The following is a 26,589-nucleotide window of genomic DNA, read 5'->3' as shown; positions in this document are numbered from 1 at the left end:
GCTGCCTTCTTGGGCAAAGCCACCCGAGGCGCGTTAAACCATCCAACCGAACAGAAAATGGAACAGGCTGCCGAAGATATTCCGGTCATTATCTGGCTTAGCGGGTTGTTCTTTCTGCGTGGCCTCAGCGGTTGCCGTTTCCGGCGCCTCGGCCTTCGGAGCTTGTGCAATCGGTTCGTCTACTTTCGTGTCTTCCGGTTTTTTGGAAACAGTGGCCTCGTTCGGCAATTGCTTCATCCAAGCGACGGTCTCAGCGCTGGTCGGCTCCGCAGTTTCGGGAGCAGGGGACTTCACCTTTGCGAGATCGGTGCTGGGCGCAGGCTTTTCGACGGTCTGAGGCGCCGGTTGTGCCTTGGGTACTGGGGAGGACTCTGTGACTAGTTTGGCTGGCGGGGTGACGCTGGTTTGAGAGGCAACTTGGGGAGTCGCTTCCGGAGTAGCGGGATCTATCTGTTTGGTAGGCCGGCTCTGGGGTTGAACCTGTGGCTTCGGCTGCTGGTCGGCAACGGGCGTTGGGGCTGGCTCCGGCTCCGGCACTATGTCCTTCACCGAGAACGCAGGCTTGGGTTGGAGACGGTGCCGAGGTTTAGCCTCGGGCTTTGTCTGGGTTTCAGAGATACCCAGGGCGGCCAGGGCGGCGGTTTTGCTGGCGACAAGATTGCCTGACACTGCCCGACCTGAGCTGTTCGAAACCCCAAGTGCGGAAAGAGTCTCTGCGTCCAGAATTCCGGAGGCTTTCAGTGCGCCATTGCGAGCCTGGTAATCGCGAACGCCCTGTTGCAGGGCTTTGTCCATCCAGCCATCGGCCCGGCCAATGTCGTAGCCGGCGCCGTAAAGAGCGTTCTCGGCCGCAAAAATGACATTAACGCTGTCGACCTGGGCCTGGGCGTGGGAAGAGACGGCGAGGGCAGCGGACAAAAACAGGCCCTTGCTGACGGTGCTGAGTTTGGCGGAATCCATACGGGTACCCTCCCTGGTTGTGATGGGGTTGTGCGAATTGGTTGAGTATCAAACAGATTTGCTCTGTATTCCGTGCACCACCACACAGTGTGCCAACAACGGCGACGGGTTCGTCCTTTGGGCTTCGGTAAAGTTGGGCAAGAATCGGATGGAATCGGATTATGAAACCGGTTGTTATGGTTGTATCGTTTTGGGAATGAGGATGGGGGCAAGCCAATGCCAAACGAAACAACAATGCGGAAGACAGTGTCTGAACCCGACACCGATAAACGGCGTCTCCAGATGTTCGACTTGGCGCGATCCATCGAAGAGCGAGCCGATGAACCGCTGACGCTGGCAAGCCTGGCTCAAGAAGTGGGGCTGTCTCCGTCGCGCCTGCAAAAGGTGTTTAAGGACGTTCTCGGAGTGTCGCCCAAGGCTTATCAAAACGCCGCCCGAATGCGCCATTTCAAGCAATCGCTCAGGCAGGGCAGCGGCGTAACGGATGCGATTTTTGAATCTGGCTATGGCTCTGTAAGCCGGGTGTATGGCGAGGGCAAACGCAGCATGGGCATGACGCCAACTGCGTACCGGGCAGGTGCCGAGGGCGAGCGCATCAGCTATGCCTATCGGAACACCTCACTGGGCCTGGTGATGATGGCGGCCACCAACGAGGGCGTGTGCTTTGTCCAGTTTGACGATACCGCTGAGTCACTGCTCGAAGCGCTCCAACGAGAATTTCCAAGAGCAAATCTGAGTGTTTCCTCGGCCCAAGACGCCCCGGAGCTGGATCAGTGGATTGAAGCGCTAGATTGCCACATTGATAACGCGGCGCCGAAACCTGACATCCCGCTCGATATTCGTGGTACCGCGTTTCAGATCAAGGTCTGGAACTTCCTGCAGTCCATTCCTGAGGGCTCGGTGCTTAGCTACAGCGATGTTGCAAAGGGCATTGGAAAACCCAAGGCTACCCGCGCCGTGGGAACGGCTTGCGGCAAGAATCGGATTGGCTTGCTGATTCCGTGTCATCGGGTGCTTAGGGGCGATGGTCAGCTCGGGGGCTACCGCTGGGGGCTTGAGCGTAAACAGGCGTTACTGGCAATGGAGAGCCAACGAACTCCCCAGCCGGCTGATCAGACTTGATAAAAGCCACTCTGTGATGAGTGGCTACCAATCTATAGGAGCAGGGTGGTTAGCCTAATCCACAAAATTGGACTGGCTGGAAATTAGCGAGGAAAGCTCTAGGTTCCAGTGTGCCATTCCGCTGCGGCTGTAAACGTAATGACCGCTCAGGGATTTCATTTGCGGAATGCGGTCTGGCTTCATCCCATTCAGGATCATCGACGCCAGGCGCGCTGCGGTTAGCCCCTCCTGATGAGCAGATACGGTGAAGCCGCCTATGCCTGCCTGCTCACCCACAAAGATGTCCCAGAATGAGAAGATCGGCACCTGGGCGCGGTTGTAGGCCTCGGTCATGATGTCTTTCGGCGGCGCGTAGTTATCGTTTCCGTCGCGGATGGTGTGATGGGTGCCGACCACAATCGCGTCATACTGGTAATGGGCGTTAAACACTGATTCCAGCCAGGTTTGTTTGTCATTGGTCAAGACAATATCGAGCCGCGACCCGTAGAGGGTAGGCTGGCGTTCATCCCCGAAATACTCGTTCACCGCATTTCGCATGGTTGGTGAATCGTCCATCAATACCAGAAAACGTTCGTTCTTCTGCAGTACCTTGCGAAGGTGTCGAATGCTCTCGGCGAAAAACGGCCGTTCCAGAATACCTGTGACCAGCGGGTGGTTGAGCGCGGGGTGTTGGTCCGGGCCGCCGTTGACGCCCAGGAACACAACAGGAATCTGCTGGCCCACCAAATGCTCAGCCATCAGTGAGAAGGCGTTGTCGTCGCCGAGAATGGCAACATCAGGCCGAATGCTGGCAACGGCCTGCTGAATCTCAGCCGCTTTCTGAGGCCATTCCGATTTTTTCAGCCGCTTGGTGTCCAATTCCAGGACGTGAATGTCGTGCTTTGTTCCTAATACCGATTTAACAGCGGCAACGTAGTCGGCATCCCATTTGTAGCCGCCGTGATAGCTTTCTATCACGACCACGGTTTTGCCAAAACACATCGGGCTGAACAGCAAAAAGGCCAGGAGGAGTAGTCGCATGCAATGTTCCTTGTTGTTATTAAAACGTGCCTGGAATTATTAAAATTCCAATAGTTGCGACTAAAACCTATTCAAAAACTGCACCATATCTTTACGTGTATGATTTATAAGTGATTGTCAGTGTACGGGGGCAAACTTGTCCTGAAATCTGGATACAGATGTCCGGCTTTACGTACAGGTTTTGTCCGTCATTCAGGACAGTTGTAGGGCTGGCCGGTCATTCAGGCAATCGGTTAAGAAGTAACGCTGGTGGATCTGGGATTCCGGGGGTAATAACTCTCCGGTAAGCGCTCAATGTGAGGGAAAAACCGGGTGTCTTTGTAGGGCATTTTCATGAAGCCAGACACGCCCAGCCCGGAAATCTCCTCCACCGCTGAGAGGATCTCATTCAGCAGCCGGCTGAACTCCGGCTCCTGCTCTGGGTCGAGCAGCCGGTAATGGCTGTGAATCTTCAGGTGCTTGGGAAGAGCCTCAAAGATGATCATCCCGGTGTGGTGAATTCTGTTCAGCGCTTCCAACGCCCGGATGATGGTCTCTGGCAGCACTAGAAACTCTTCAGGATCGGGACCGTCCTCGAAGTAGGAGTGAACGCGGGTTTCGTCTTCCACCTCCGGTGCCGCACTGACCTCGTAATGCAGGTTCATACCGGGAGTTACCAGAAACGGCTGGTCCGGTTCGGCGCGATCAATGTGGAGGGTGTTCCGGGCGTTAAACAGGCAACTCTTGAAGATACCTTTGCGATAGATCGCCTGGGCCAGATAGACCATGTTGTTGACCGCACGGACAAAGGCAGCCTTCAAGCTCGGATCGTGCAGATTCAGCGAGGTATCGATGTATACACCATCAGTTTCCCAGCGCACCGCGAGGCCACCTTCGACCGGGTATCGGCCCAACCTGCTGACTGAAGCGAGAAAGGCCTTTTCAGTTTCGCCCATGCCCTGCATGAAGTTCTTGTAGTAGCGATCCAGCTGCACGTCGTTAACGTCGTTCAGAGTTTCGGGCGCGCCTTCCTCACGCAAGAAGGATTTCCGGGAGCTGTAGACAACGGTGTCGATTTCCTGCTCAGAAGCTCGTACCCACACCGGAACCAGCGGCGCGACCGGCTTGGCTGGCAGGTCGATCATTACCGTACGTGCCATTCTCGGCATTTCATTCAGGTAGTAATCACCGGCCTTGCGGCGGGTTTCCGGATCCGGTGACAGCATGCCGTCCAACATGCGGGCAAATTCCATCGGCAGCCCCAGCGACGATGCCGGAATAGCCTGGTGGCCGAAACGGCAGGACTGGCCCGAGGCCAGGGCGTACAGAGTGCCGGCTGCGCCTTGTTCATCAAAGCGCGGTGACGAGAGCCCTCCGCTCAATTGTTCCGAACCGATGAAATAGACATCGCCCAGCCGGGCGTTGGTTTGTTGAAGGTTATCGGACATCAGCTCCATTACATTGGCGGTGATGAACTGCTGGTTGGCATCCAGTTGGGCGAACACCGACGACCCCCAGTCGATCAGGGCAATGTTCTCGGTGCTGGCGTCGAAGACCAGGTTCGAAGGTTTAATGTCACCGTGCACGATGGGGCGTCCGGCAGGGCCGGACTCACGCCGCAGGTTGCGCAGTATGTCCGCAAGCTGGTCGGCAATTCGTACAATGAGCCGAGGTTTCAGTCGGCCCTCACGCAGGGAGACTTCTTCAAGATTGAGGCCGGCGGCCCGTTCCATTACCAGAATGGGCTGATTGTGGGCGCGTTGGAAGGAGATCAACCTTGGCACCCGCGGGTGCCGAACTTGCTCGAGGATGTAGGCTTCATCTTCCAGCCGATCCTGCAGGTGCTGGGGCAGGTTGATGCGGGTGAACTTGAAGACGTGCTCCAGGTCGCTTGCGCCTTTCAGGCTCAGGCGGCCTGCGAACACGAAGCCATAGGCACCTTTGCCGATCATCTCGATGTCGTGGTACCCAAGCTGGCGGAGCTGGGCGGCGCATAGCGCCACCCAGTCCTTGAGCTTTTTGGCGTCGTCATGACTGAGCAGGTAAACAGATTGCTCTTCGGGTATGTAGAACTGCTGGATCTGTTTTGCCTGCGTCATGATTGCCCGTTAGCCCATATGCAGCAGCATCGACTGCGGCGATTCCAGGTAGCTTTTCCATCGATTGCAGAAGCGGGCAATGGTGCCGCCATCAATAATGCGATGGTCGCCTGCCCAGCTTACCGTCAAGATAGCCCGTTCCACGACCTGGCCGTTGGCGTCGAAGCGTGGCAGCTTCTGGGTACGGCCAAGGGCAACGATGGCCACTTCCGGCGCATTTATAATAGGCGAGGCATAGGTGCCGCCCAGCGCGCCAATGTTGGAAATGCTGATTGTGCCTCCTTTGAGATCTTCCTGGCTGACACGGCCAGAGCGGGCGGCCTCGGTCAGGCGTGCCACTTCGTCAGCAACGCCGAGCAGGGTCAGGCTTTCAACGCTTTTGACGTTGGGCACTATCAGTCCAGACTTACCGTCTACCGCCATGCCGATGTTGCACTGAGACAGGTAGTGAATCTCGGTACAGTCGTCGTTGACTCGGCTATTGAGCACCGGGAAGTCCTGCACCGCCAGAGCCATGGACTTCATGAAAAATGGCATAAGGGTCAGGCGAGAGCCCCTGGCTTCGGCCTCCACTTTCAGTTTCTCACGCAGCGCCAGCAGGTCGGTGACGTCGATGTCCTCACTGTAGATGAAATGAGGGATCGTGCTCGCCGAAGTAACCATCTTGCGAGCCATGGCCGCTTTCATGCCTTTGATCGGCTCAACACGGACTTCCTGCTCGCCCGCCGCACGTCGGCGTCCATCACTGGCTTGCGTCGGCTTGGCTTCAGCAGAGGTTGCCTGGCTTGAAGGCTGCGCAGCCGGTTTTTCAAGATGAGCCAGCACATCGGCCTTCAGCACGCGGCCGTCTTTGCCGGAACCATTGATGTCGGCCAGATTCAGGCTGTGTTCCCGGACCAGTCGACGAACCGCCGGGCTGGCCGGAATTCGTTGTCGATTCTTTGCCGCCGCCGGTTGCGCAGCGGCTGGCGCTGCATCCTGGGCAGGAGCCTGGCTGGGCTTGGCTTTCGATTCGACCGGCTCGTCACGTTCGCGCGGGATAAAGGCGAACAGAGGCGAGTGCACCTGCGCCATTTCCTGCTGCTGATGGTAAAGCTTAGTGACCCGGCCGGCCTTGGGTGCGGTGATTTCAACCATCGCCTTGTCGGTCATTACGTCGACCACGGGCTGGTCTTCTTCGATTTCGTCACCCTCGGCAACGCGCCATTCAACCACTTCACACTCAACAATGCCTTCGCCAATATCCGGTAGAATAAAGTCTTCGGTGGCATCGTCGCCCTGATCGGGGGCTGAAACGGTTTTCGGGGCTGGCGTAGGCGGCTGCTCGCCAGACGGTTGCGGTTCTTTAGCGTCCGAAGTGGCCTGCGCGGTGCTATCGCCGGAATCATCTTCGCCAACCAGCTCGAACAGCGGCGCATGAACCTTCGCGATGTCGCCTTCCCTATGATAGAGGCGAGTTACGCGGCCCTTATAGGGCGCGGGGATTTCCACCAGGGCCTTGTCGGTCATGACCTCGGCCACCGGCTGATCTTCTTCGATCAGATCGCCTTCACTGACCAGCCATTTGACCAGTTCACATTCCACGATACCTTCGCCGATATCGGGCAGTATAAAATCACTCATGGTTACTCTCCTGTCCTGATATCAGCCTAGAAATCGACGCTCGCCCTGATGGCCTCATAGACCTTCAGGTGATTGGGCAGGTGCTCTTTTTCCAGCACCAGCGGGAACGGTGTGTCGATCCCGGTAACCCGTGCAATCGGAGACTCCAGATACAGGAAGCAACGGTCCTGAATGGTGGCGGCGATTTCACCGGCGAAACCGCCGGTCAGGGGAGCTTCGTGAGTAACTACCAGGCGTCCGGTTTTGAATACCGAGTTGGCAACGGTTTCCACGTCCCAGGGCAGGATGGTTCTCAGGTCGATAACCTCGCAGGAAATGCCTTCTTTCTCGGCCATTTCCACGGCTTTTTCGATCACTTCCATCTGGGCGCCCCAGCCCAGCAGGGTAATGTCCGAGCCTTCCTTGATGACTTCGGCTTCACCCAGTGGGAGCCGGTAGTCCTCGTCGGGCACTTCGCCAACGGACGCGCGATAGAGGCGCTTGGGCTCGAAGAATAGGGTGGGGTTAGGATCATGAATCGCGCCCAGCAACAGGCCCTTGGCCTGATGAGGGTTGCGCGGCACCACAATCTTCAGACCGGGTGTGTGAGCGAAATAGGCTTCCGGTGACTGCGAGTGGTAAAGGCCACCGGCGATACCGCCGCCATAGGGTGCTCGAATGGTCAGGCCACCTACATTAAACAAGTTGCCAGAGCGGTAACGAAACTTGGCGGATTCGTTAACGATCTGGTCGAACGCCGGAAAGATGTAGTCCGCAAACTGAATCTCCGCCACCGGGACCGAACCTTGCGCGGCCAGGCCGTTGGCAAAGCCGATGATCCCCTGTTCCACCAGTGGGGTGTTGAAGCACCGTGCCTTGCCGTATTTCTGTTGCAGGTTGCTGGTGGCTCGGAATACCCCACCAAAAACACCGACGTCTTCACCGAAGCACAATACCTTTTCGTTTTCGGCCATGGCCGTGTCCAGGGCACTGTTAATGGCCTGGAGCATATTCATCTTAGACATCTCAGGCCCCTCCCTTCGCATGCTCAGCACTCTTTGGATACTCATCCGGATACTTGCAGATGTGCGCTTTTACCTTTTCGAACTGTTCTGCCAGGTGCGGCGGAACTTCGTCGTAAACATCGGTAACCAGCGTATCGAGTGCGGGAGGTGGCCGCTTCTGGGCGCGCTTCATGGTTTCAAGCACTTCGCGGCGCATGTTTTCCTGGAGTTGCTTTTCGTCGTCTTCGCTCCACCATTTGAGGCTTTCCAGCCACAAACGCATGCGCAGGATCGGATCTTTTTCGCGCCAGACGGCTTCTTCGTCTTTGCTGCGATAGCCCGAGGGATCGTCGGAGGAGGAGTGGGCCGCCAGGCGATAGCTCATGGCTTCGATCAGCACGGGGCGATTGTGCTCCACCGCCAGTTTTCGTGCTTCCTGGGTGGCCTGGTACATGGCCAGAATGTCGTTACCGTCCACCCGGATCACGTCCATCTTGTAGCCGTAGGCCCGGGGCGCAACACCATCGGCCGCGAACTGTTCAGCGGCGGGCGTTGAAATGGCGTAGCCGTTGTTGCGGCACAGGAAGATCACGGGCACGCGGTGAACCGCGGCCATGTTCAGGGCGGCGTGAAAGTCACCTTCGGAGGCAGCGCCTTCGCCGAAGTAGGTGATGGTGCAATGACCTTCGCCCGCCATTTTCTGGCCGTACGCGTAGCCTGTGGCCTGAGGAATCTGAGTGGCCAGGGGCGATGAAATAGTCATGTAGTTGAGTTTTTCGGAACCGTAATGGACAGGCATCTGGCGGCCCTTGCCATAGTCCAGCTCGTTGCCGAACAACTGGTTCATAAACTCGTCGATGGAGAAGCCGCGATAGGCGAGGGCGCCCTGTTCCCGGTATTGCGCCATGATCATGTCACCATCATCTAGCGCAGCGGTGCTGCCGATAACAGCGGCTTCTTCACCGGTGCACTGCATGTAAAAGCTCAAACGCCCCTGGCGCTGAGCGGCAAGCATGCGCTCGTCGAGAATCCGCGTGGTGACCATGGCCCGGTAGATACGCAGGGCCTTCTCTTTATCTAGATCAGGAGCCTTGGCACTCTTGTAGAGTGAACCGTCCTGTTTCAGAAGCTTGAAGGTGGGAATCCGGAATTCCGCACCATCGGTAAATACTGGGGAATATACAACTTTGGATTTTGTTGTTGTCATAATCCTCTTCCTGGGGTGATGGCCTGAGGAACAAAACACTCCTTGTGGGAGTGTAGTTAAAGTCTCGAAAGACAGCCTGACGGGATCCGGTGAGATCTGTGTCAGGATCGGAACACCTTTACCTTAACGTAAACTTCCGAATTGGGGTAGACCTGTGACGGGATTTTAAGAACTTCTAGCGGCCGAAAACTCGTTGGGCTTCTTCAATTACAATGGCATGGCGGCGGGCCAGGGTGTCCCGGTCATCGTCGTAGCCACCGCCAATCACTGTCGCGACGGGAATTTGTGCTTTTTTGAGCTCACTCAGCACCAGGTTGTCCCGTCGCCGTATGCCGGATTCGGTGATGCGCAGCTGGCCGAGCGGATCACCGTCGAACACGTCGACACCGGCGTCATAGAGCACGATGTTGGGTTGGACTTGTTCAATAGCCGTCAGCAGTGTTGATCGAACGGTATCGAGATAGGCTTCATCTTGCGTACCTGCAGGCAGCTCTACGTCCCAGTCACTCTGTTGCTTGGTGAATGGGAAATTCTGTTTGCAGTGAATCGAGCATGTGAAGGCTCGGGGTTCATTCCGCAAAAGTGCGGCGGTGCCATCGCCCTGGTGGACGTCGCAGTCAAACACCAGAACTTGCAGACCTCCGTTCTGGCGTGCCAGCACGTTTGCGGCAATGGCCAGGTCATTCAGAATGCAAAAGCCGGAGGCGTAGTCGTGATGGGCGTGGTGGGTACCACCGGCCAGATGGCAGGCAATGCCATGCTGCAGGGCAAGCTGTGCGGTGAGCACGGTACCGGAGGGTGCCAGAAAGGTCCGCTTTACCAGCCCCTCGCTCCAGGGTAGGTTCATTTGCCGACGCTCTTTGTCGGACTGAGTGTTGCGATAAAAGCGCTGGAGGTACTCGGAGCAGTGGGTTTGTGTCAGCCATTGCTGGCGGCAGGGGCCTGGGCGATAGCAATTGCCCGGTGTCAGGATATTCTGGCCACGCAGGTAGGCAGCCAATCGCGCAAACTTCTCCATGGGGAAGCGATGGCGGGACGGAAACGGGAAACTGTAGTCTGGGTGGTACACCAAAGGGATGGTCATGGTGGTCAATTTTTTCTCACTTCGATCACTACAGTTCTACGCCCGGTTCTCGAAGTGGTTTGGTTGCTGTCGAGGTATCAGCCATATCAGGTTCCCTGAGAATGGCCGAAGCATGGTACCTTCGGGTATTAGCACTTTCTAGCACGGCTCCTTCGTGGAGCAAACTTAAAAAAATCAGGCGGATGGATAAAGTTTATGAACGTGATCATCATCGGCGCGGGGATTATGGGCACCACTCTCGCCACGCTGGCGAAAGAGCTGGCTCCCGAGCTGGACGTGACCATTCTGGAGCGATTGGATCGTGCCGGGGCGGGTAACTCTTGGGTATTCAACAACGCCGGTACCGGGCACGAAGCCAACTGCGAGCTTAACTACACCCCCGTAGACGAAGAGGTCATTTCCGTTGAGAAGGCTTTAAAAATCCACGCGCAGTTCAATATAGCCAAGCAGTTCTGGGCGCATTTGGTTGAAAAGGGCGCCATCAAAGATCCCAAGAGCTTCATCAACCGCACCAAGCACTGCACCATTGTGTCTGAGTCGTCCATTGAAGAGCTGAGGCTGCGGTTCAAGGAAATGTCAGCTCACCATTTCTTCGAGAACATGCAGTTCTCCGAAGATTTCGACGAGATCAAGAGCTGGATCCCGTACCTGATGGAGGAGCGTCCTCGCCACGAGAAGATGGCGGCCACGGTGATTGAAACCGGTACCGACGTGAATTTCGGCGCCCTGACTGAGCAGATGGCCGCCCACGCGGTGCAGGAGCTTGGCGTAAAAATTGAGTACGGCACCCATGTGAAACGCGTGCACCGCAGCCCCACTGGGCGCTGGCTGATCGAAGCTGAACAGAACGGAACGGAAATTCAGCATCGCGCCGACGTACTGTTTGTCGGCGCAGGCGGTGGCGCCTTCCCGCTGTTGAAGAAAAGCCACCTGCCTTTCCGGAGCCGTTTTACCGGTTTTCCGGTCGGCGGGCGGTTCCTGCAGGCGCCAATCAGCGCAGAGCAGGCCGAACAATACCGGGCTAAAACCTATGGCAAAGCCGCGGTTGGCGCGCCACCGATGTCAGTGCCCCATTTGGATTTACGGGTAGCGGATGGCCAGCATTACCTACTGTTTGGGCCTTTTGCCTCTTTCAAACCTGTGTTGGAAAAGGGGCGCGGGTTCTTTGATTACCTCAAGTCCATGCGGCTGCATGACATCCCCGGCCTGTTAAACGTTGCCTTGGAACACTTCCCGCTGGTTAAGTATCTGGTCTCAGAGACCTTCAAAGGCGAGAAGAGCATGTTCGAGGAGCTGGAGCGCTTCGCTCCTGGCATGAGCAAGAAGTTTAACTGGAAAGCCATAGAGGCCGGCCAGCGTGTGCAGATCATCAAAGACGGTGATCTGCAGATGGGCACGGAGATCCTGGTATCCAGTGACAAAACCTACGGCACGTTGCTGGGCGCTTCGCCTGGTGCATCGGTTTCCCCTGAGGTAATGTTGCGCTGTCTGGAGCAGCTCTTGCCTTCGATTTTTACCAAGGACGAAGCCCAGGAAAAGAGGAAAGAAATTTTTCCCGAGGATGACCTGGACACGCTGATTAATAACCCGGAGCGCTACCGGGCCATTCGTGATTCGGCAAATAGCAAGTTGGGGATAGGCCAGCCTGCCACTCCGTAAGATCGTTCCCAAGGGCGGCTAACCGGTCGCCCTTGTTTTGTTCCTTTTTGCCGCTGAGCTCTGAAACAGATCCGCATCTGGGGAGGCCGGTTGTTCGGATCAAGCGTATATTTAACCCTGGCCCTTAGGTCGCTACCAGAGAGTCACAACACCATGATCGTATGGGAAGGGAATAGCTTAGTCGTCACTCTTTTCAAAACCTGGGCAACGACCAGCGTCAGCGATTATTTCCTCGCCTATAGATCCATGGTGAACCACCATCCGGCCGGTGATTGGGTCAAAATCATCGACTTTACTGACTATGCAAAAACCTCCGACCTTCTGGGGCTGCTGTACGCCGAAGACTTGAAGCAGATCCGAAAGGACATCGCCGAGTGGTCGGTGAAGCGGGGAATGATTCGGCAGGTGATTATCCTGGCCCCAGACATTCCCGATGACGTGATCGACCAGTTGATTGAGATCTACGATAACAAGGGAGCCCCTGCCGAGACGGTTACCTCCCGGCAGGGGGCCGATGCGAGGGCTGAAGAGGTATTGAAGGGGCATGACTGAATAATCAGAAGAGCGATAGATGCCCAATGATCACGCGGGCTACGTCATCAGGGGATCGCTCGGAATTATCGATCTGAAGAGCGTTCATGTGCTCAATGGGCAAGAACTGCCACTCCGACAACAACTCAGAAAGCTGGCCCTGGCAGGAGATCTTATGGCTTTGCAGGCGCTCTACCGACACTGCGCGGCTGAAAAGCACGTCATGCCTCGGGAGTAACTGAACCGGGTATACCTCAATGCCCTCAGACTGAAAGAAATCCAGGTATCGAGCAATTTCCTCCTCATCTTCCTCCGCACAGGTCATGAATGTCATCACCATGCGCGCGACCCCAAGTTCATTGGCCTTGGAGAGCGCCTGGCGTCTGATGGAGTTGGTGAAGTCGTGGAAGTCCTTTTCACCGAAGCCATCATAAATCGCCATGCTCAGATCAACCGCAAGGTGGTTATGAAAGAGCTTGAAGCCGTGATTGCTCTGCAAGGCTTTAGCAACGGTCAATTTACCTGCGGCTGGTGGCCCATGAAGCCAGACTAATTTCATGGTCATTGATACTCCTCTAAATGCAGGCCAAGACTTGGCTGAGCCTGAGCGACGCTGGGAATTTCTCAAGTCCTAGAGCGAGATTCTTCACTTCTGATTGCAGCATTAGACTTTAGTTAGCATCCAAATAATCCAGTTCCTATATGTTATTCCTTAGGATAGGCTTTGAACAGTTTCCATCTTTTCGTCCTGAGGTGCCCATGAATGACTCAGCCCAACGTTACAAGGTTCTGACCGCAGGAGTAATGAACCTGATTCTGGTGATGGGCATTTCGCGGTTTGCCTACACGCCGTTGTTGCCGGCCATGTTGGAGAACACAGAGCTGGGAGCGGCTGAAGGCGGCTGGTTGGCCGCGATTAACTATCTGGGTTACCTGTGTGGCGCATTAATCGCCTCGATGATCAGTGACCTGGCATTGAAGGATCGGCTATATCGGATAGGCCTGTTCTTTGCCGTGGTTACCACAGCGGGTATGGGGCTCACTGAAAACTTCTGGCTTTTGTCGTTCCTGCGCTTTCTGGCCGGTTTAAGCTGTGCCGCCGGTATGCTTATCGGCTCCGGGTTGGTGCTGAATTGGCTGATGCGGAATAACCACCGTAGTGAGTTGGGCATTCAGTTCAGTGGCGTTGGCCTGGGCATGGTTTTGTGTGCCGCTGCCGTTGAGTTGATGAACACAGTTTTTGATTGGCGCGAGCAATGGCTGGTGTTGACCGCGATTGGTGCCATTCTTTTGATTCCTGCTTTGGGTTGGTTGCCGCGACCGGTGCCGGTGCCCGTCGGGTTGAATCAGAAATCCATGGAGGACTCGCCACCCAGCGCCGCCTTTATGAGACTGTTCGCCGTTGCCTATTTCTGTGCCGGCGTTGGTTACGTGGTCAGCGCGACCTTCATTGTTGCGCTGGTTGATGAACTGCCCGGGCTGGAAGGTAAGGGCGTCTGGGCCTTTCTTGTGATGGGGCTGGCTGCAGCGCCAAGCGCCATACTCTGGGATCTTATCGCGCGCCGGGTAGGCAATCTGAATGCGATGATTGTCGCGAGTTTACTGCAAGCTGTAGGCATTCTGTTGCCTATCATTGAACCCAATCTTGTCTTAACGGTGTTGGGCGCCATCTTGTTCGGCGGCACCTTTGTGGGCATTGTTTGCCTCGTGCTCACCATGGCAGGCCGCTTCTATCCCTCCAGACCCGCCAAATTCATGGGGAAGATGACCATCTTTTATGGGATTGCCCAGATTATTGCTCCGGCGATCACCGGGCTTCTGCGTGAGTACAACGGAGATTACTCGGCGGGGCTCTATACAGCCGCTGGAGCAATGGTGCTTGGGGCTCTGCTACTGATCATGGCGAAGAGCCGGGAAACTGCCACTGAACAGCAGCGCTTGAAAATTTGTGAACATTAAGGTGAGTGATCACTCAAAACTATCTAAAGTGTCTTGTCCAGCGCAAAATTAAGCCATTCGAGTTCTCTGGCGGGGGCGTATCAATGGGCTCCAAAGGTCACGACGGTGGTGGCGTGCGCGTGTTCGATTCCAATGCGATCATTTGGTCAGAAGGCCAAGCCCTAGCCATTGATGGTGTTAAGGCTGGCGTAAGACTTTCGCCGCCTCGAGGATGCAGTCCTCCAATGGACCCAGAAACGTCTTGCACAATGTTCCCGCCTCGATCAGATTCATAGTGAGTAGGCGCTGGTTCGGCAGGCTGTCCATGCGCAAGGGCCGTACCCGCTCTGAGGAAATTGAAGACTCTGGCAGCAGAGCCACCGCTAGGCCGCTCTCTACCGTTGCATACAGATTGGCCATGTCTGGGCTTGTAACCACCGGATGGTAATCCAGGCCAGAGTGTTTCAGATCCAACTGGGCCAGATCCCGCAGGGCACAATCGCTTTGCAGCAACGCCACGGGCAGGGAGCCCTGTTGCTCAAGGGGCATTCCTGTTGGCGCGAACCAGCATAGCCTTTCTGACCACAGGCTCTTTTCACCTGGAAATTGGGCTTCGCCGGTCACAATCGCAAGGTCCAGATCGCCGGTGTTCACCAGCTCCCGAAGTTTGCGGCTGCGGCCGCAGGTGATGCGTGGAACCAGCTCTGGGAAGGAATCCCGCATGCGCGGCAGGAAATGATCCAAAAAGGTCTGAGCGTAATCGGTCGGAATTCCGAAGTGCACCGGGCCACGTAAGGGCTCTGCGCTGAGAGCGCTGAGGGTCTCGTTGTTCAATCGCAGCAGCCGATTGATGTAGGCCAGGAGCGTTTTCCCTGAATCGGTTAGTTCGATGCCCTGATTGCTTCGCTCTAGCAGCCGTTGCCCCAGCTGTTCTTCGAGGCGCTTGATCTGCATGCTCACAGCTGCCTGCGAACGGTAGAGCCGGGTAGCAGCTTCTTTGAAGCCGCCCATTTCAACGACAACCGAGAAGGTGTTCAGCAACTCGAGGTTTAGCAAGGGCTTCATGGCGGGTTCCAGAGTAAGGGGGCAGGTAAGCTAATGCACTAGCTCATGATTCAAATATTCTGAATCACGGTATCACATTAATTCGTTTGAATGAATTATTGGGCGTTCTTATGATGTCAGCCTGACATTCCGCACCAGCGGGCTTTTGCAAACCGACGAGTGAGGGCAGCAGCATGAAACAGAACGATCTTCCTGAGGTTATGGCGGGCATGGTGCTCACAGGTCATGGCGGTCTGGACAAACTCGAGTACCGGGACAATCTTGCGGTGCCAAAGGCCGGTGCAGACGAGGTGTTGATCGAAGTGGGTGCCAGTGCAATCAATAATACCGACATAAACACCCGCACTGGCTGGTACTCTAAAGGCGTGACGACGGGAACGGATCAGGGTGCCGCAGCCGGCTTTGTGTCCGCTAACGAGGAAGACGGCGGTTGGTCTGGACAGCCCCTGGAGTTTCCGCGTATTCAGGGTGCCGATGTTTGTGGGCGCATTGTAGCGGTAGGTGAGGGCGTGGATTCGGGCCGGATTGGTGAGCGGGTACTGGTGCGCCCCATGCAACAGGCGCCCGATAATCCCTCTTCCTACAATCTCATTACCTTCGGTTCCGAGTGTAATGGCGGCTACGCCGAATACGCCGTCGCGCGCTCAAGCGAAGTGTTTTCAGTAAACAGTGATCTGACTGACGCTGAACTGGCTTCGTTCCCCTGTGCCTATTCCACGGCGGAGGGCATGCTGGACAGAGGCGGTTTGAAAGCAGGTGAACGGATTCTGATTACCGGTGCTTCCGGCGGTGTCGGATCGGCTGCGGTGCAATTGGCCAAGCGCCGTGGCGCTGAGGTCATCGCAGTGTGCGGGGAAGCCAAGTTTGATGAGGTTCGTGAGCTGGGGGCGGATAAGGTGATCCCCAGAGGTCAATCTCTGCTTGAAACGCTTGAGAAGGACAGCATTGACGTGGTGGCGGATTTGGTTGCTGGCCCGCAGTGGCCGGAGCTGCTGGAGGTGCTGAGCCGAGGCGGGCGTTACGTGGTATCCGGTGCGATCGCCGGTCCCATCGTGGAGCTGGACGTGCGCACTTTGTACCTGAAGGACCTGAGCTTTTTTGGGTCTACCTGGCAGCCGAAGCATGTATTCGAGAACCTGATCGGCTACATCGAGCGGAATGAAATTCGCCCGGTGGTAGCAAAAACCTACGCGTTGCGTGATGTGGTTCAGGCTCAGGAGGACTTCATGGCCAAGCGCTTTTCGGGAAAGCTGGCTATTAAGGTGAAGACTTAGGTTCTCGCTAGCGCAATACGAAAACCAGAAGCATTAAGCAAAGTGCGATGTTGAGGGCCCATATCATCCATAAACCCCGTCGCCGCGTGCTCAGGCGCTTGATTGGATTAGTCATAGCTGAACCGCTCCGACAGGATACGATGAGAGGGCGTGCCCCTCTCAGTCAGGTGATCTTCAACGATATCCATCATGATTGCCGGCCCGCACATCACAAAGACCCATTCGCTGAACTCTTTCTCCGTAAATACGCGGTCTATTAGCGCCGCATCTACGAAGCCTGTTTCTCCGTGCCAGGTTTCTGGCGGTTCCTGAAGAACGTAGAAGACGTCCTCCGTATCCAACTCCTCACGATAGGCAATCTGATCGATTATCCGATTTCCATAGATCACCTTTACCTCGCGTGAATCGCCGGTCAGGCGCATTTGCCTGAGTATGCCCAGCAGCGGGGCGAGGCCAACGCCCCCTGCGATGAGCGCGACCCCAGGTTCAGTGCGACCTTCGAGAGAAAGATTGCCATAGGGGCCATCAAGATAGGCGACGGTTCCAGTTTTTATCTGGCGGATTGTTCGTGTGAAGTCGCCAAGTTCTTTGATCATGAACGACAGTTCCGGTCCGGCCGCCGGCGCTGAGCAAATGGAGAACGGGTTTTCTTTCAGCGAGAATGGGCTGTTTCCCACGTTGAGCCAGACGAACTGCCCGGCTTTATAATCCAACCCACTATGACCGTTTGGTTTTACGGTCACTTCCCACTGCTTGGGTGTCAATCGGGCTACCGAGGTCACCCGCCAGGGGCGGGCCTTTTGAAGTAAGGGAACCAGGATGTAAACACAAAGCAGTGACCCAACAGCCAGTCCAGTCATTGCCAGCCACACCCAGCTCATCACGGGCTGCGATCCGTATCGCCCTGCATTCACGGTGTGGTGCAACAGAAGAACCGCGATCAAGAGCGCGCCGATCCCATGCAAAAGGCGCCACGTCTCGTATCTAAAGTTTAATTGAGCGCGCCCGATTGCCAGCAGCACAAGGCTTGGAAGGAGCAGGTAGGCGGCAATGCCTGTCGACAGAGCGGAAAAATCAGTCGTAATCGTCAATACATGCGTGGGGTCCCATGGGCGTGGACCACCTGAGGGCGTGCCCTGGTAAAGAAACGGGTGCAGCAGAGCAAAGACCAGAGCCGTGCGGGCCATGATCTGGTGAAGCCGCATGGTTACATCCAGGCCTACGCCATTTGAAATGGCTTTAAAACGGCCGGACAAGATGAATTCCATGAGGACCATCGAGAAGGCAAGAATGCCCATGCCGGATGCCAGTTCCTGTTGGAATTGGCGCGGAGGCCCACCAACCCACCAGGACAAGGCCAAAGGCAATGTGACAACGACAAGGTAACCGACGATCAAAAAGAGCGGTTTCATCCGTTCAGTCTGTTTCACTTCTTACGATCGTGCAATTCAGTTTTTCGGAGCAATAAGCTCTTTATCGATGACGGTTTGAGCTACAAGATAGCGACCATGGAGGGCGCAGGGATTGCCATACATGCTCTGTGGAGCGTTCATAGGGAACTCGCCGAAGGCACCCTGATTCAGGTTCTGCCAGATTACCAGATGGATGCAGAGCCAGCGCTCTGGCTGGTGTATCCCAAGTCCAATGTGTTGACGGCGAAGGTTCGGGTATTCATTGATTTTCTGCTGGAACGAATTGGCAGCAGACCGCCATGGATGGAGGTCAGAATGGAAAGCAGGGCGGTTAAGCCGGGTAAAGCGGAGTAATCGGAAAAACGCACCGTCCCTGGTGCCAAGACGCACATGAACTATTCAAAACTTAGCCGTGGCTTTCGGACTTAACTTCACCACGAATAACAATCTGACCGCTGTAGGGTGCTGGCTCTGCGTCGTCCTTTTTGGCATTCTCAGAGCGAACTTCGCCGCGAATGACCACTTGGCCACTGTAAGGCGCGGGCTGAGCAGTTTCTGCGCTCGGTTCGTCAGATTTGCGGTCTGCCAGAGTTGCATGGGCAGGAAGGGCCGCTACGGCGATTAGTGAGGCGAGGGTTACCAGAGCAAATTTACGCATAACATCTTCTCCTGAGTTCAAGTTGGTTAATGCTTCAATCGATACCGACCAGGTGGTCGCTATCTGATGGAGTGAAGTATGCGGACTGCGGTGGGCCATGAATAATTCGGAATCAGTATGGGTGATATCACGCCAGGTTATGATTTTGGGTGCCTGATCCTCGTCTGGATCATTTTTGAACTGCTGATTTTCCCAAGGGAGAATGTTAAAACATCATTAAAACAGTTGTGTATAGGAGACTCCTAGAAATTTTCTCATAAGTGACAAAAACCGATCATACTCTGAAGAACTTTTAAACTACGTATGCATCACGAATAGTGATACTCCAAATACGAACTTCTTATTAGTCCTCACCGCCTTGCCTCCCAAGAATAGCCGCCAACTCGATCAACGATCTCGAAGTACTGGAGTTGGCCATGCGTTACCTTTCACTCGCCTTTGCACTCGGTTTTACCGCCGTCTCAACCACCGGCCTTTCAGCCGGTCCGGACTCTGTGAACGCTTTGTCTACGGACAACGATCTGTTTGCTCCAACTCAAACAGACCGGGACTACACCGCCGGCGTGGCGATTACCTATGCTTCGAACTCTCCAGAGTTTGGCAACAATGTGTATTCGCGCCTGGCCGGAACTATCGATCATGGTTTGCTGGGCCGCTTTACTGCATTTCCCGACATAGCTGTGAGTACGTCCCAGGAGTTTGGCGTTTATGGCTTTACGCCCGAGGAAATTTCCGCCTGGCGGATTGATTATGGTGACCGTCCATACCCACACGCTCTCTAACGGTGTGGAGCTGAGCTATGTGCTTCGGGTTCAGAGCTCGGAGACCAAAAGTGGTACGGGAGATCGCACCTTGGCTTGGGGGGGGGCTGGTGCTCAGTAAACGACTGAGCAATCGTTAATGCGGCGGCGGTCATCATCTGAGGAAATGCCATGTATACGTCTGAACAATTGGTTTTAATCCGGACCAGACTTCATGGTTAGGGCAAGTCGCAAATTGAAAGGAGTAACAACATGACAAACATTATTGATGTAAACGACAGCAATTTTGAGACGGCTGTTAGCCAAAACGGCAAGCCGGTGTTGGTGGATTTCTGGGCACCCTGGTGTGGCCCGTGCAAAACCGTGGGGCCGATCGTTGAGGAGATCGCCGATGAGTTTGGCGAGGAATTGGTTGTAGCCAAGGTGAACGTGGACGACAGTCCCGAAACGGCTGCCCGCATGGGGATCCGAAGCATCCCGACGCTGGCATTGTTCCGAGACGGTGGTGTTATCGCCCGGCAAACTGGCGCTGGCAGCCTGGGGCAATTGCGAACCTTCGTTAAAGGCAATATCTGACAAACCAAGCCGCTTGAACGCCCTGTCACTTCGACAGGGCGTTTTTGCGATTCAGTTGCGCCCTAGGTAATTGCTGGGCAGACTTATTGGCGACAGCCGTCCTCATCCAGGAAGCCACCCGATGAAAACGCAGGAGCTGCAACTCCTCTATATTTTTGATGCCATTATGACTGAGCGCTCGGTTACCCGAGCGGCAGAGCGGCTTGCCATGACACAGCCGGCGGTGTCGAACGCGATTTCTCGGATGCGCCAGATCTGGAACGACCCCTTGTTCGTCCGAAAAGGGCGCAATATTGAGCCCACCTCTTACGCGCTGAGCCTTTGGGACCAGGTTGGCAACCCGATGTACGCTCTAACCAACGCGGTGAGTGCTACCCAGTTCGATCCGGCCAGTTCCAAAAGGAAGTTCAGGATTGCTGCGACCGATGTCATTGTGGAAATGATCTGGCGGCCGCTCATAGAGTTACTTGAGCGAGAAGCGCCGGGCGTTGACCTGCACGCGGTTCCGTACACCCCAGATGGCAGCTATGACGATCTGAGAGAGGCGCATGTTGATCTGGCGGTTGGTGTGTTGAACCAGCATGACCATAGCCTGCGCAGTACCTGGTTGTTCGAGGGTGGGTACGTTCTAGCCATGCGCGAAGACCATCCGCTGGCGGGCAGGCCCATCACCATGGAAGAGTTCCTGTCCGCGCGCCATTTACTGGTGTCCATGTCAGGCGATGCTCATGGCTTCGTAGACAGTTACCTGGATCAAAAGGGGCAGAGTCGCCGAATTGCTACCACGGTTAACCATTTTTCCATTGTGCCGCAGATATTGAGAGACACGAATCTAATCGCGGCGGTACCGGAGCTGATCAGTCAGGATTGTGGTTTTGTAAATGGGCTTTGGATGGGTGAGTTGCCGTTCGAGATTGATCCCACCAGTCTTTACCTGATCTGGCACGCCCGTCATGATCGCGACCCCGGCATTATCTGGATGCGTGAACTTCTGGAGCGACTTCTTCGGGATCGTTGGCATGACATCATGGCGAATTCGCCCTGTGGTCGGCACCTGAAAGCGGTCTAACTCGGACGTAAAAAATGTCGAATGTCCGAACGAACCTCCAACTAAAAAGTTATGGTGATCAGGGCCAGAAACATGCCCATGATCACCATCAACTGGTGTTGCCGTTAGTGGGTACCCTGTCGCTGTCGGTCGACAGTAAAGCGGGGGAAGTGAGCGGTGGCAAAGCCGCGATCATCGCCGCTGGGCACGATCACGATTTCGCAGCAACGAATGCCAATCGGTTCGTGGTCGCTGACATTCCCTCAGCGCTGGCGCCGATGCTGGACAAGCTGCCTTGTTTTGTCCAGTTGGACGCCGGACTCGAACACTACGTGCAATTCCTGCATTCGCAGTTGGAGCAGGGCGATGAGTCCTCCCAAACGCAGCACCAGATGCTGCTGCTGTTGATTCAGTTACTACAGGAACGGTTTGGCGACACACTGAGACTGGACCGCCGGGTGGAAACCGCCAAGCGGTTCATCGACGAGAACTACCACCAGAAAATTACGGTTAGTCAGCTAGCCTCCATTTCACACCTGAGCCCGCGGCAGCTTAACGAGCTGTTCAAGCATCAGGTCGGACTGACTCCGCATCATTACCTCACCGAGCTCCGCATGCAGGCATCCTGGCAATTGCTGGAACGTGGTGACCTGTCGATCCAGAGCATCGCTGATGCCGTCGGCTACAGTTCGTTGTCGGCCTTCAGCGATCGCTTTGCCCAGCATTTTGGGCACTCCCCGAGTTACTTCCGCAGACTTTCGAAATAACCCTTCCGAATTCCGAAAGCCCACTACAGGCAGCAAACCCTAAGCTCTCTTGCTTCGAGTTCTACCAATGGTATCCAAGGGAGAGACAATAATGACGACAGCAACAGCCACCTGGATTGGCTCAATATCGGTGCTTCTGTGGGGCACTTTGGCCTTACTGACCAAGCTGACTGGCGGCCATATTCCGGAATTCCAGCTCATGGCAATGACTTTCAGCATCGCGTTTTTCTTGATGGCGGTGCGGTGGTTGCGGGCAGGGCACATGGGTATTCGATTCGCTCGCCAGTCGGTATTTGCGTGGTGCATTGGTGTGGTTGGTCTTTTCGGGTATCACTTCGCCTATTTCAAGGCAATGACCCTTGCTCCAGCTGTCGAGGTGAGCCTATTGGCCTATCTCTGGCCCCTGTTCATCGTGCTGTTTTCAGCCTTCCTGCCGGGCGAATCCTTACGCGCCCAGCACATCGCAGGAGCGGTAATGGCGTTAGTCGGGTGCTGGTTATTGATCGGCCGCAACAGCAGCGGATTCAGCGTCGAGAATGTGGATGGCTATCTGGTCGCATTTGCCTGCGCACTAATCTGGTCCTCCTATTCGGTGCTGAGTCGCCTGGTTAAATCCGTACCCACAGATGCCGTCGGCTGGTTTTGTGGGGTAACAGCCGTGTTGGCGTGGGTCTGTCATCTGCTGTGGGAGCAGACAGTCTGGCCAGATAGCTGGAGCCAGTGGGTTGGGGTGATTGGTCTGGGGCTTGGCCCGGTGGGTATCGCGTTCTTTACCTGGGACTACGGTGTAAAGCACGGCAATATTCAGCTACTCGGTACTTTGGCCTACAGTGCACCACTGATTTCCGTCGTGCTGTTGGTTTTGGCCGGCTTTGGTGAAGCCACCAACGCCGTAATCGCTGCGAGCGTGTTGATAGTTGTTGGTTCATTGGTCGCGGGAAGAGCTGGTCGAGGGGGCGAGGTGCCAAACCATGACTCTCTGGATCAGCAGAGCAAAGTCACGGCTAGTGATAAAATTAATAAGTGCCCGGGCTCATAGATCCCTGTTTCAGTATGGGAGAGCTGCGTGCGCGGTGCTTTCTTCGGGCACAAAAAAGGCGGTCACCAGGACCGCCTTTTCTTTCAAGCAATGAGCTCCAGATTTATAACCCAGGCGAATACGGTACACTGCAGAAAGCGGAAATATCGGAAGGAAGGTTGAATGGGCGCGGAGAAGCAACGCATCAAACCCGAATTTGAATGGGTTGATCAGCGCGGGGATGAGTCGATCCGCTACCTGGATCACGGCTACCCGCACCCGTTGGTGCGCTGGCACTACCACGAAGAATACGAACTCCACCTGATCACCGAAACGTCCGGCAAGGTCTTTGTCGGGGATTACATTGGTAACTTCTCACCCAACAGCCTGATTCTGGTTGGACCAAACCTTCCTCATAATTGGATCAGTCACATTGAGAAAGGGGAGAGGGTGGCACTGCGTGACCGGGTGATCAATTTCTCCCATGACCTGATTAATGCCTGCGATGCGGTGTTCCCTGAAACCCGTGCCTTGGGGCCATTTTGGGAACGGGCGGCTTATGGCATTGAGTTTTTGGACGCCGCTCAGATACCGAAAGCCGTGTCGTTGTTTGAAGAGGTGGCTGAATCCACCGGGTTCAGACGTTTGACCCGCTTCTGGTCGCTGATTGAACTCCTGGCGGCCATGAGTGACTACCGCGTATTGTCCTCCTCAACCTATCTGCCCATTACCGACGAAAAAATCCTCAACCGTCTGAATCAGGCCCTGGATCTCATTTTCGAGCACTACCACACCGGTATTTCCCTTGAGGAAGTCGCGGCCCATGTGAACGTGAGCCCCACTTACTTCTCGAAGTTCTTCAAGAAGGCCACGGGGCATCGATTCATTGAGTTCATCAACAGCCTTCGCATCAACAAAGCCTGCGAGCACCTTGCTCACAGCGATGAACCCATCACCGAAATCTGTTTTCTGGTGGGCTTCAATAACATCGCCAATTTCAACCGCCGCTTTTACGACGTGAAGAAGATGACGCCATCGGAATATCGAAAAACCTCCCTGGACGCCCTGTACCAGAGCTGAGCTCTGGTTCTCTCCTGCCTGTTTATTGGTCAGTTGGCCCTTCCTGAATAATACTTTCTGGTGATAGTTGTTTCGCTAATTTTCGGGGCGTATCTCCCTGAAAACCCCCAGTGGGGCGCGGCTTGGGCCCTAAAAAGGTGCGGCACTAAGAGTGAACAGGGTCACTGGACAGCAAAAAAGTATAGAAAAATGACAAGGTACGTATTTGTTCGGTTTTCACATAGAGCGTGTAATTGACCCATGCGATTGGCCGTGCCCAAACGTGGTGCGCGCGGCGGGTCTACAGTAAAAAAAACAGCTCCACGAAGTCAGAGCATTTTGATCGACCTACTCCAAAAACAAACAGAGGTTCGAGCATGAACAACAATCGATATCTTTCCGCGGTTATGGCGGTTGGCATGACCGCTGTTGCGTCCTCCGCAATGGCTGCTACCAAAGTCACCATTGGCACGGTGAACAATGGCGACATGGTTCGCATGCAGGGCCTCTCTGAGGAATTCGAAAAGCTTTATCCGCACATCGACCTGGACTGGGTAGTGCTTGAGGAAAATGTCCTGCGGCAGCGTCTGACTACCGATATCGCAACAGACGGCGGCCAATTCGATGTCATGACCATCGGCATGTACGAAGCCCCGATTTGGGGTGAAAAGGGTTGGCTGACGCCGATGAAGGATTTGCCGGCCGACTATGATATGGCGGATATTTTCCCATCAGTCCTTGGGGGCCTGTCCCACAATGACACGCTTTATGCGCTGCCGTTCTACGCCGAAAGCTCAATGACCTTCTACCGCAAGGATCTGTTTGAGGCCAACGGCCTGAGCATGCCTGACCAGCCCTCCTGGGATCAGATGAAGTCCTTTGCCGAGCAACTCCATAAGCCGGAAGAAGACCAGTACGGTATCTGCCTGCGCGGTAAGGCAGGGTGGGGCGAAAACATGGCTCTGATCACCACCATGGCTAATGCGTTTGGTGCTCGCTGGTTTGACGAAAACTGGAAGCCTGAATTCACCGGGCCTGAGTGGCAGAACGCCATCAGCTTCTACGTTGATCTGCTCGGTAACTACGGCCCTCCCGGAGCCAGCTCCAACGGTTTCAACGAAAACCTGGCGCTGTTCAACAGTGGCAAATGTGCCATGTGGGTGGACGCTACGGTGGCCGGTGCTTTCCTGACCGACGAGACGCAAAGTAGGGTGGCTGACCAGATCGGCTTTGCCCTGGCGCCCCAGCAGGTAACCTCTAAAGGTTCAGGTTGGTTGTGGTCCTGGGCCCTGGCAGTTCCGGTGAGTTCGGATGCCAAAGAAGCGGCAAAGACCTTTATCACCTGGGCAACCTCGCGGGCATACAGCCAGCTGGTTGAAGAAACCTATGGCATTGCCAATGTGCCGCCCGGCACACGGACCTCTACCTACAACAACGCTGAATACCTGGAAGCTGCCCCATTTGCGACCCGCACACTGGAAGCAATCGGAAACGCTGACCCCAACGATTCTACGTTGAATCCTTCCCCCTATGTGGGCGTTCAGTTTGCGGCTATCCCTGAGTTCCAGTCGATCGCAACCCAGGTCGGCAAGCTGATCTCGGGTGCCTTGGCAGGGTCGATGTCGGTCGATCACGCCCTGAAGGCAGCGCAATCGATCACCCTTCGTGAGATGACTCGCGCCCGCTATTACTCCAACTGAATACCCGGCCAAGACGAAACAACAATGACCTGCTGCAGGGTCCGCTTCGGCGGAGCCTGCTTGGGGTCACCGGAGAACCGATATGAAGACAACCGCTCTGAATGCAGGTCCCGTGAGCTCCGCCGCGGAACCCGAAAAGGACAGCCGCAAGGGAGAGAGTAAAAAGACCTCCCGCATCAATCGTTTTATGGTGTCGCCGTCGGTGCTCGTCCTGGCGCTGTGGATGGTGATCCCGCTGTCGATGACCATCTACTTTTCCCTGATTCGCTATAACCTGCTGTACCCCGGCGATAACGAATTTGTGGGGCTGGAAAACTTCCAATTCTTTGTCACCGATTTCGGTTTTATGGCCGGGATGAGTAACACACTGCTACTTGTTGGCGCCGTGCTGCTGATCACGGTGGTTCTGGGTGTGCTCATTTCGCTGCTGATTAACCAGGCGTTCTGGGGGCAGGGCATCGTCCGGATACTCCTGATATCACCGTTCTTTATCATGCCGACAGTGAACGCGCTGATCTGGAAAAACCTGCTGCTGCACCCGGTTTCAGGGGTCTTTGCCGCCATCTGGAAGTTCTTCGGCGCTACGCCAATCGACTGGTTTTCCGAGTTTCCGCTGTTCTCGATCATCATGATCGTGTCCTGGCAGTGGCTGCCGTTTGCCATCCTGCTGCTGATGACCGCATTGCAGTCACTGGATCAGGAACAACAAGAAGCGGCACGCCTGGACGGCGCCGGTCCGTGGGCGCTGTTCTTCCATCTCACCTTGCCGCACCTTGCTCGTCCGATCGCGGTTGTGGTGATGATTGAAACCATCTTCCTGCTGTCGATCTTTGCCGAGATCTTCACCACCACGGGCGGTGGCCCAGGTTATGAGACCACCAACCTTGCATACCTCATCTACAGCCAGGCGTTGCTGCAGTTCGATGTCGGACTGGCCTCAGCCGGTGGCCTGATCGCCGTTGTGCTGGCCAACATCGCCGCCTTCTTCCTGGTGCGGCTGATCGGCAAAAGCCTGACAGAAAAACAATGATTCCCGGAGGTTACAA

25 protein-coding genes are annotated in these 26,589 nt (G+C 55.4%); 14 read left to right on the top strand and 11 right to left on the bottom strand.

Going from position 1 to position 26,589, the window contains the following annotated elements:
• Positions 1-33: 33 nt before the first annotated feature.
• Complete coding sequence (locus FGO67_RS11610) at positions 34-960, bottom strand: peptidoglycan-binding domain-containing protein (protein ID WP_203300836.1); 927 nt, start codon at positions 958-960, stop codon at positions 34-36.
• 246 nt (positions 961-1,206) lie between these two features.
• On the opposite strand from FGO67_RS11610, the gene FGO67_RS11605 reads away from it, so the two are divergent.
• A complete protein-coding gene (locus tag FGO67_RS11605; protein ID WP_338039563.1) occupies positions 1,207-2,082 on the top strand; it encodes a bifunctional transcriptional activator/DNA repair enzyme AdaA in 876 nt (291 codons plus the stop codon).
• A 54-nt stretch (positions 2,083-2,136) separates the two neighbouring features.
• On the opposite strand, the gene FGO67_RS11600 is transcribed toward FGO67_RS11605, so the two are convergent.
• The 6 genes from FGO67_RS11600 to FGO67_RS11575 form a co-directional block, all read right to left on the bottom strand.
• Complete coding sequence (locus tag FGO67_RS11600) at positions 2,137-3,102, bottom strand: ABC transporter substrate-binding protein (RefSeq protein ID WP_203300834.1); 966 nt, start codon at positions 3,100-3,102, stop codon at positions 2,137-2,139.
• A 233-nt stretch (positions 3,103-3,335) separates the two neighbouring features.
• Positions 3,336-5,180: a protein kinase domain-containing protein gene (locus FGO67_RS11595; RefSeq protein ID WP_203300833.1), complete on the bottom strand. Its 1,845-nt coding sequence runs from the start codon at positions 5,178-5,180 to the stop codon at positions 3,336-3,338.
• 9 nt (positions 5,181-5,189) lie between these two features.
• Positions 5,190-6,803 carry a dihydrolipoyllysine-residue acetyltransferase gene (locus tag FGO67_RS11590; protein ID WP_203300832.1) on the bottom strand — a complete coding sequence of 538 codons (1,614 nt, stop codon included), beginning with the start codon at positions 6,801-6,803 and terminating at the stop codon, positions 5,190-5,192.
• Positions 6,804-6,829: 26 nt separating this feature from the next.
• Positions 6,830-7,807: an alpha-ketoacid dehydrogenase subunit beta gene (locus FGO67_RS11585; RefSeq protein ID WP_203300831.1), complete on the bottom strand. Its 978-nt coding sequence runs from the start codon at positions 7,805-7,807 to the stop codon at positions 6,830-6,832.
• 1 nt (position 7,808) lies between these two features.
• Positions 7,809-8,993 carry a thiamine pyrophosphate-dependent dehydrogenase E1 component subunit alpha gene (locus FGO67_RS11580; protein WP_203300830.1) on the bottom strand — a complete coding sequence of 395 codons (1,185 nt, stop codon included), beginning with the start codon at positions 8,991-8,993 and terminating at the stop codon, positions 7,809-7,811.
• 175 nt (positions 8,994-9,168) lie between these two features.
• On the bottom strand, positions 9,169-10,077 hold the full coding sequence (locus FGO67_RS11575) for a histone deacetylase family protein (RefSeq protein WP_203301199.1): 909 nt from the start codon (positions 10,075-10,077) through the stop codon (positions 9,169-9,171).
• A gap of 195 nt (positions 10,078-10,272) precedes the next feature.
• On the opposite strand from FGO67_RS11575, the gene FGO67_RS11570 reads away from it, so the two are divergent.
• Complete coding sequence (locus FGO67_RS11570; RefSeq protein ID WP_203300829.1) at positions 10,273-11,736, top strand: malate:quinone oxidoreductase; 1,464 nt, start codon at positions 10,273-10,275, stop codon at positions 11,734-11,736.
• Positions 11,737-11,889: 153 nt separating this feature from the next.
• The gene (locus tag FGO67_RS11565; protein WP_203300828.1) at positions 11,890-12,288 is read left to right on the top strand and encodes a hypothetical protein; all 399 of its coding nucleotides are present in this window, start codon (positions 11,890-11,892) and stop codon (positions 12,286-12,288) included.
• A 4-nt stretch (positions 12,289-12,292) separates the two neighbouring features.
• On the opposite strand, the gene FGO67_RS11560 is transcribed toward FGO67_RS11565, so the two are convergent.
• Positions 12,293-12,832, bottom strand: coding sequence for a hypothetical protein (locus FGO67_RS11560; RefSeq protein WP_203300827.1), 540 nt, complete (start codon positions 12,830-12,832; stop codon positions 12,293-12,295).
• 194 nt (positions 12,833-13,026) lie between these two features.
• On the opposite strand from FGO67_RS11560, the gene FGO67_RS11555 reads away from it, so the two are divergent.
• Complete coding sequence (locus FGO67_RS11555) at positions 13,027-14,226, top strand: YbfB/YjiJ family MFS transporter (RefSeq protein ID WP_203300826.1); 1,200 nt, start codon at positions 13,027-13,029, stop codon at positions 14,224-14,226.
• A 177-nt stretch (positions 14,227-14,403) separates the two neighbouring features.
• On the opposite strand, the gene FGO67_RS11550 is transcribed toward FGO67_RS11555, so the two are convergent.
• Entirely contained in the window at positions 14,404-15,270 is an 867-nt protein-coding gene (locus FGO67_RS11550) for a LysR family transcriptional regulator (protein WP_203300825.1), read from the bottom strand.
• Between the two features lie 173 nt (positions 15,271-15,443).
• Here FGO67_RS11550 and FGO67_RS11545 point away from each other — a divergent pair, with 173 nt between their 5' ends.
• Complete coding sequence (locus FGO67_RS11545) at positions 15,444-16,544, top strand: alcohol dehydrogenase family protein (protein WP_203300824.1); 1,101 nt, start codon at positions 15,444-15,446, stop codon at positions 16,542-16,544.
• Between the two features lie 107 nt (positions 16,545-16,651).
• Here FGO67_RS11545 and FGO67_RS11540 read toward each other — a convergent pair whose 3' ends face one another.
• Entirely contained in the window at positions 16,652-17,974 is a 1,323-nt protein-coding gene (locus FGO67_RS11540) for a ferredoxin reductase family protein (protein ID WP_203300823.1), read from the bottom strand.
• A 57-nt stretch (positions 17,975-18,031) separates the two neighbouring features.
• Here FGO67_RS11540 and FGO67_RS17295 point away from each other — a divergent pair, with 57 nt between their 5' ends.
• Positions 18,032-18,310, top strand: a complete 279-nt coding sequence (locus tag FGO67_RS17295; protein WP_203300822.1) for a LysR substrate-binding domain-containing protein — start codon at positions 18,032-18,034, stop codon at positions 18,308-18,310.
• Between the two features lie 52 nt (positions 18,311-18,362).
• Here the strand turns inward: FGO67_RS17295 and FGO67_RS11530 are convergent, their stop codons facing one another.
• Positions 18,363-18,614 (bottom strand): hypothetical protein, encoded by a 252-nt coding sequence (locus tag FGO67_RS11530; RefSeq protein WP_203300821.1) that lies wholly within the window; start codon positions 18,612-18,614, stop codon positions 18,363-18,365.
• Positions 18,615-19,030: 416 nt separating this feature from the next.
• Between FGO67_RS11530 and FGO67_RS11525 the strand changes: the two genes are divergently transcribed.
• The 8 genes from FGO67_RS11525 to FGO67_RS11490 all read left to right on the top strand — a co-directional run bounded on the left by FGO67_RS11525 (position 19,031) and on the right by FGO67_RS11490 (position 26,573).
• A complete protein-coding gene (locus FGO67_RS11525; RefSeq protein WP_203300820.1) occupies positions 19,031-19,396 on the top strand; it encodes a lipid A-modifier LpxR family protein in 366 nt (121 codons plus the stop codon).
• A 231-nt stretch (positions 19,397-19,627) separates the two neighbouring features.
• Complete coding sequence (gene trxA, locus FGO67_RS11520) at positions 19,628-19,951, top strand: thioredoxin (protein WP_203300819.1); 324 nt, start codon at positions 19,628-19,630, stop codon at positions 19,949-19,951.
• Positions 19,952-20,072: 121 nt separating this feature from the next.
• Positions 20,073-21,020, top strand: coding sequence for a LysR family transcriptional regulator (locus FGO67_RS11515; RefSeq protein ID WP_203300818.1), 948 nt, complete (start codon positions 20,073-20,075; stop codon positions 21,018-21,020).
• A gap of 14 nt (positions 21,021-21,034) precedes the next feature.
• Positions 21,035-21,766 (top strand): AraC family transcriptional regulator, encoded by a 732-nt coding sequence (locus tag FGO67_RS11510; RefSeq protein WP_203300817.1) that lies wholly within the window; start codon positions 21,035-21,037, stop codon positions 21,764-21,766.
• Between the two features lie 91 nt (positions 21,767-21,857).
• Positions 21,858-22,805 carry an aromatic amino acid exporter YddG gene (gene yddG / locus FGO67_RS11505; protein ID WP_238942344.1) on the top strand — a complete coding sequence of 316 codons (948 nt, stop codon included), beginning with the start codon at positions 21,858-21,860 and terminating at the stop codon, positions 22,803-22,805.
• Positions 22,806-22,967: 162 nt separating this feature from the next.
• A complete protein-coding gene (locus FGO67_RS11500) occupies positions 22,968-23,864 on the top strand; it encodes an AraC family transcriptional regulator (protein ID WP_203300816.1) in 897 nt (298 codons plus the stop codon).
• Positions 23,865-24,220: 356 nt separating this feature from the next.
• On the top strand, positions 24,221-25,543 hold the full coding sequence (locus FGO67_RS11495) for an ABC transporter substrate-binding protein (protein ID WP_203300815.1): 1,323 nt from the start codon (positions 24,221-24,223) through the stop codon (positions 25,541-25,543).
• A gap of 82 nt (positions 25,544-25,625) precedes the next feature.
• Entirely contained in the window at positions 25,626-26,573 is a 948-nt protein-coding gene (locus tag FGO67_RS11490) for a carbohydrate ABC transporter permease (protein WP_238942343.1), read from the top strand.
• The last annotated feature ends 16 nt before the right edge of the window (positions 26,574-26,589 follow it).

This window comes from Marinobacter sediminum (assembly GCF_016820575.1).
Taxonomy (GTDB): Bacteria; Pseudomonadota; Gammaproteobacteria; order Pseudomonadales; family Oleiphilaceae; genus Marinobacter; species Marinobacter sediminum.
The sequence above is the reverse complement of the archived record's forward strand: the minus strand, read 5'-3'. Positions and strand labels throughout refer to the sequence as shown.

What these genes read in the sequence shown, in the direction of transcription:
- FGO67_RS11565 (WP_203300828.1), top strand. Translation starts at nt 11,890, where the DNA reads ATGATCGTATGGGAAGGGAATAGCTTAGTCGTCACTCTTTTCAAAACC.
- FGO67_RS11555 (WP_203300826.1), top strand. Translation starts at nt 13,027, where the DNA reads ATGAATGACTCAGCCCAACGTTACAAGGTTCTGACCGCAGGAGTAATG.
- FGO67_RS11580 (WP_203300830.1), bottom strand. Translation starts at nt 8,993, where the DNA reads ATGACAACAACAAAATCCAAAGTTGTATATTCCCCAGTATTTACCGAT.
- FGO67_RS11525 (WP_203300820.1), top strand. Translation starts at nt 19,031, where the DNA reads ATGCGTTACCTTTCACTCGCCTTTGCACTCGGTTTTACCGCCGTCTCA.
- FGO67_RS11600 (WP_203300834.1), bottom strand. Translation starts at nt 3,102, where the DNA reads ATGCGACTACTCCTCCTGGCCTTTTTGCTGTTCAGCCCGATGTGTTTT.
- FGO67_RS11610 (WP_203300836.1), bottom strand. Translation starts at nt 960, where the DNA reads ATGGATTCCGCCAAACTCAGCACCGTCAGCAAGGGCCTGTTTTTGTCC.
- FGO67_RS11500 (WP_203300816.1), top strand. Translation starts at nt 22,968, where the DNA reads ATGGGCGCGGAGAAGCAACGCATCAAACCCGAATTTGAATGGGTTGAT.
- FGO67_RS11530 (WP_203300821.1), bottom strand. Translation starts at nt 18,614, where the DNA reads ATGCGTAAATTTGCTCTGGTAACCCTCGCCTCACTAATCGCCGTAGCG.
- FGO67_RS11515 (WP_203300818.1), top strand. Translation starts at nt 20,073, where the DNA reads ATGAAAACGCAGGAGCTGCAACTCCTCTATATTTTTGATGCCATTATG.
- FGO67_RS11495 (WP_203300815.1), top strand. Translation starts at nt 24,221, where the DNA reads ATGAACAACAATCGATATCTTTCCGCGGTTATGGCGGTTGGCATGACC.
- FGO67_RS11490 (WP_238942343.1), top strand. Translation starts at nt 25,626, where the DNA reads ATGAAGACAACCGCTCTGAATGCAGGTCCCGTGAGCTCCGCCGCGGAA.
- FGO67_RS11550 (WP_203300825.1), bottom strand. Translation starts at nt 15,270, where the DNA reads ATGAAGCCCTTGCTAAACCTCGAGTTGCTGAACACCTTCTCGGTTGTC.
- FGO67_RS11575 (WP_203301199.1), bottom strand. Translation starts at nt 10,077, where the DNA reads ATGACCATCCCTTTGGTGTACCACCCAGACTACAGTTTCCCGTTTCCG.
- FGO67_RS11585 (WP_203300831.1), bottom strand. Translation starts at nt 7,807, where the DNA reads ATGTCTAAGATGAATATGCTCCAGGCCATTAACAGTGCCCTGGACACG.
- FGO67_RS11545 (WP_203300824.1), top strand. Translation starts at nt 15,444, where the DNA reads ATGAAACAGAACGATCTTCCTGAGGTTATGGCGGGCATGGTGCTCACA.
- FGO67_RS11570 (WP_203300829.1), top strand. Translation starts at nt 10,273, where the DNA reads ATGAACGTGATCATCATCGGCGCGGGGATTATGGGCACCACTCTCGCC.
- yddG (WP_238942344.1), top strand. Translation starts at nt 21,858, where the DNA reads ATGACGACAGCAACAGCCACCTGGATTGGCTCAATATCGGTGCTTCTG.
- FGO67_RS11560 (WP_203300827.1), bottom strand. Translation starts at nt 12,832, where the DNA reads ATGACCATGAAATTAGTCTGGCTTCATGGGCCACCAGCCGCAGGTAAA.
- trxA (WP_203300819.1), top strand. Translation starts at nt 19,628, where the DNA reads ATGACAAACATTATTGATGTAAACGACAGCAATTTTGAGACGGCTGTT.
- FGO67_RS11595 (WP_203300833.1), bottom strand. Translation starts at nt 5,180, where the DNA reads ATGACGCAGGCAAAACAGATCCAGCAGTTCTACATACCCGAAGAGCAA.
- FGO67_RS11510 (WP_203300817.1), top strand. Translation starts at nt 21,035, where the DNA reads ATGTCGAATGTCCGAACGAACCTCCAACTAAAAAGTTATGGTGATCAG.
- FGO67_RS11590 (WP_203300832.1), bottom strand. Translation starts at nt 6,803, where the DNA reads ATGAGTGATTTTATACTGCCCGATATCGGCGAAGGTATCGTGGAATGT.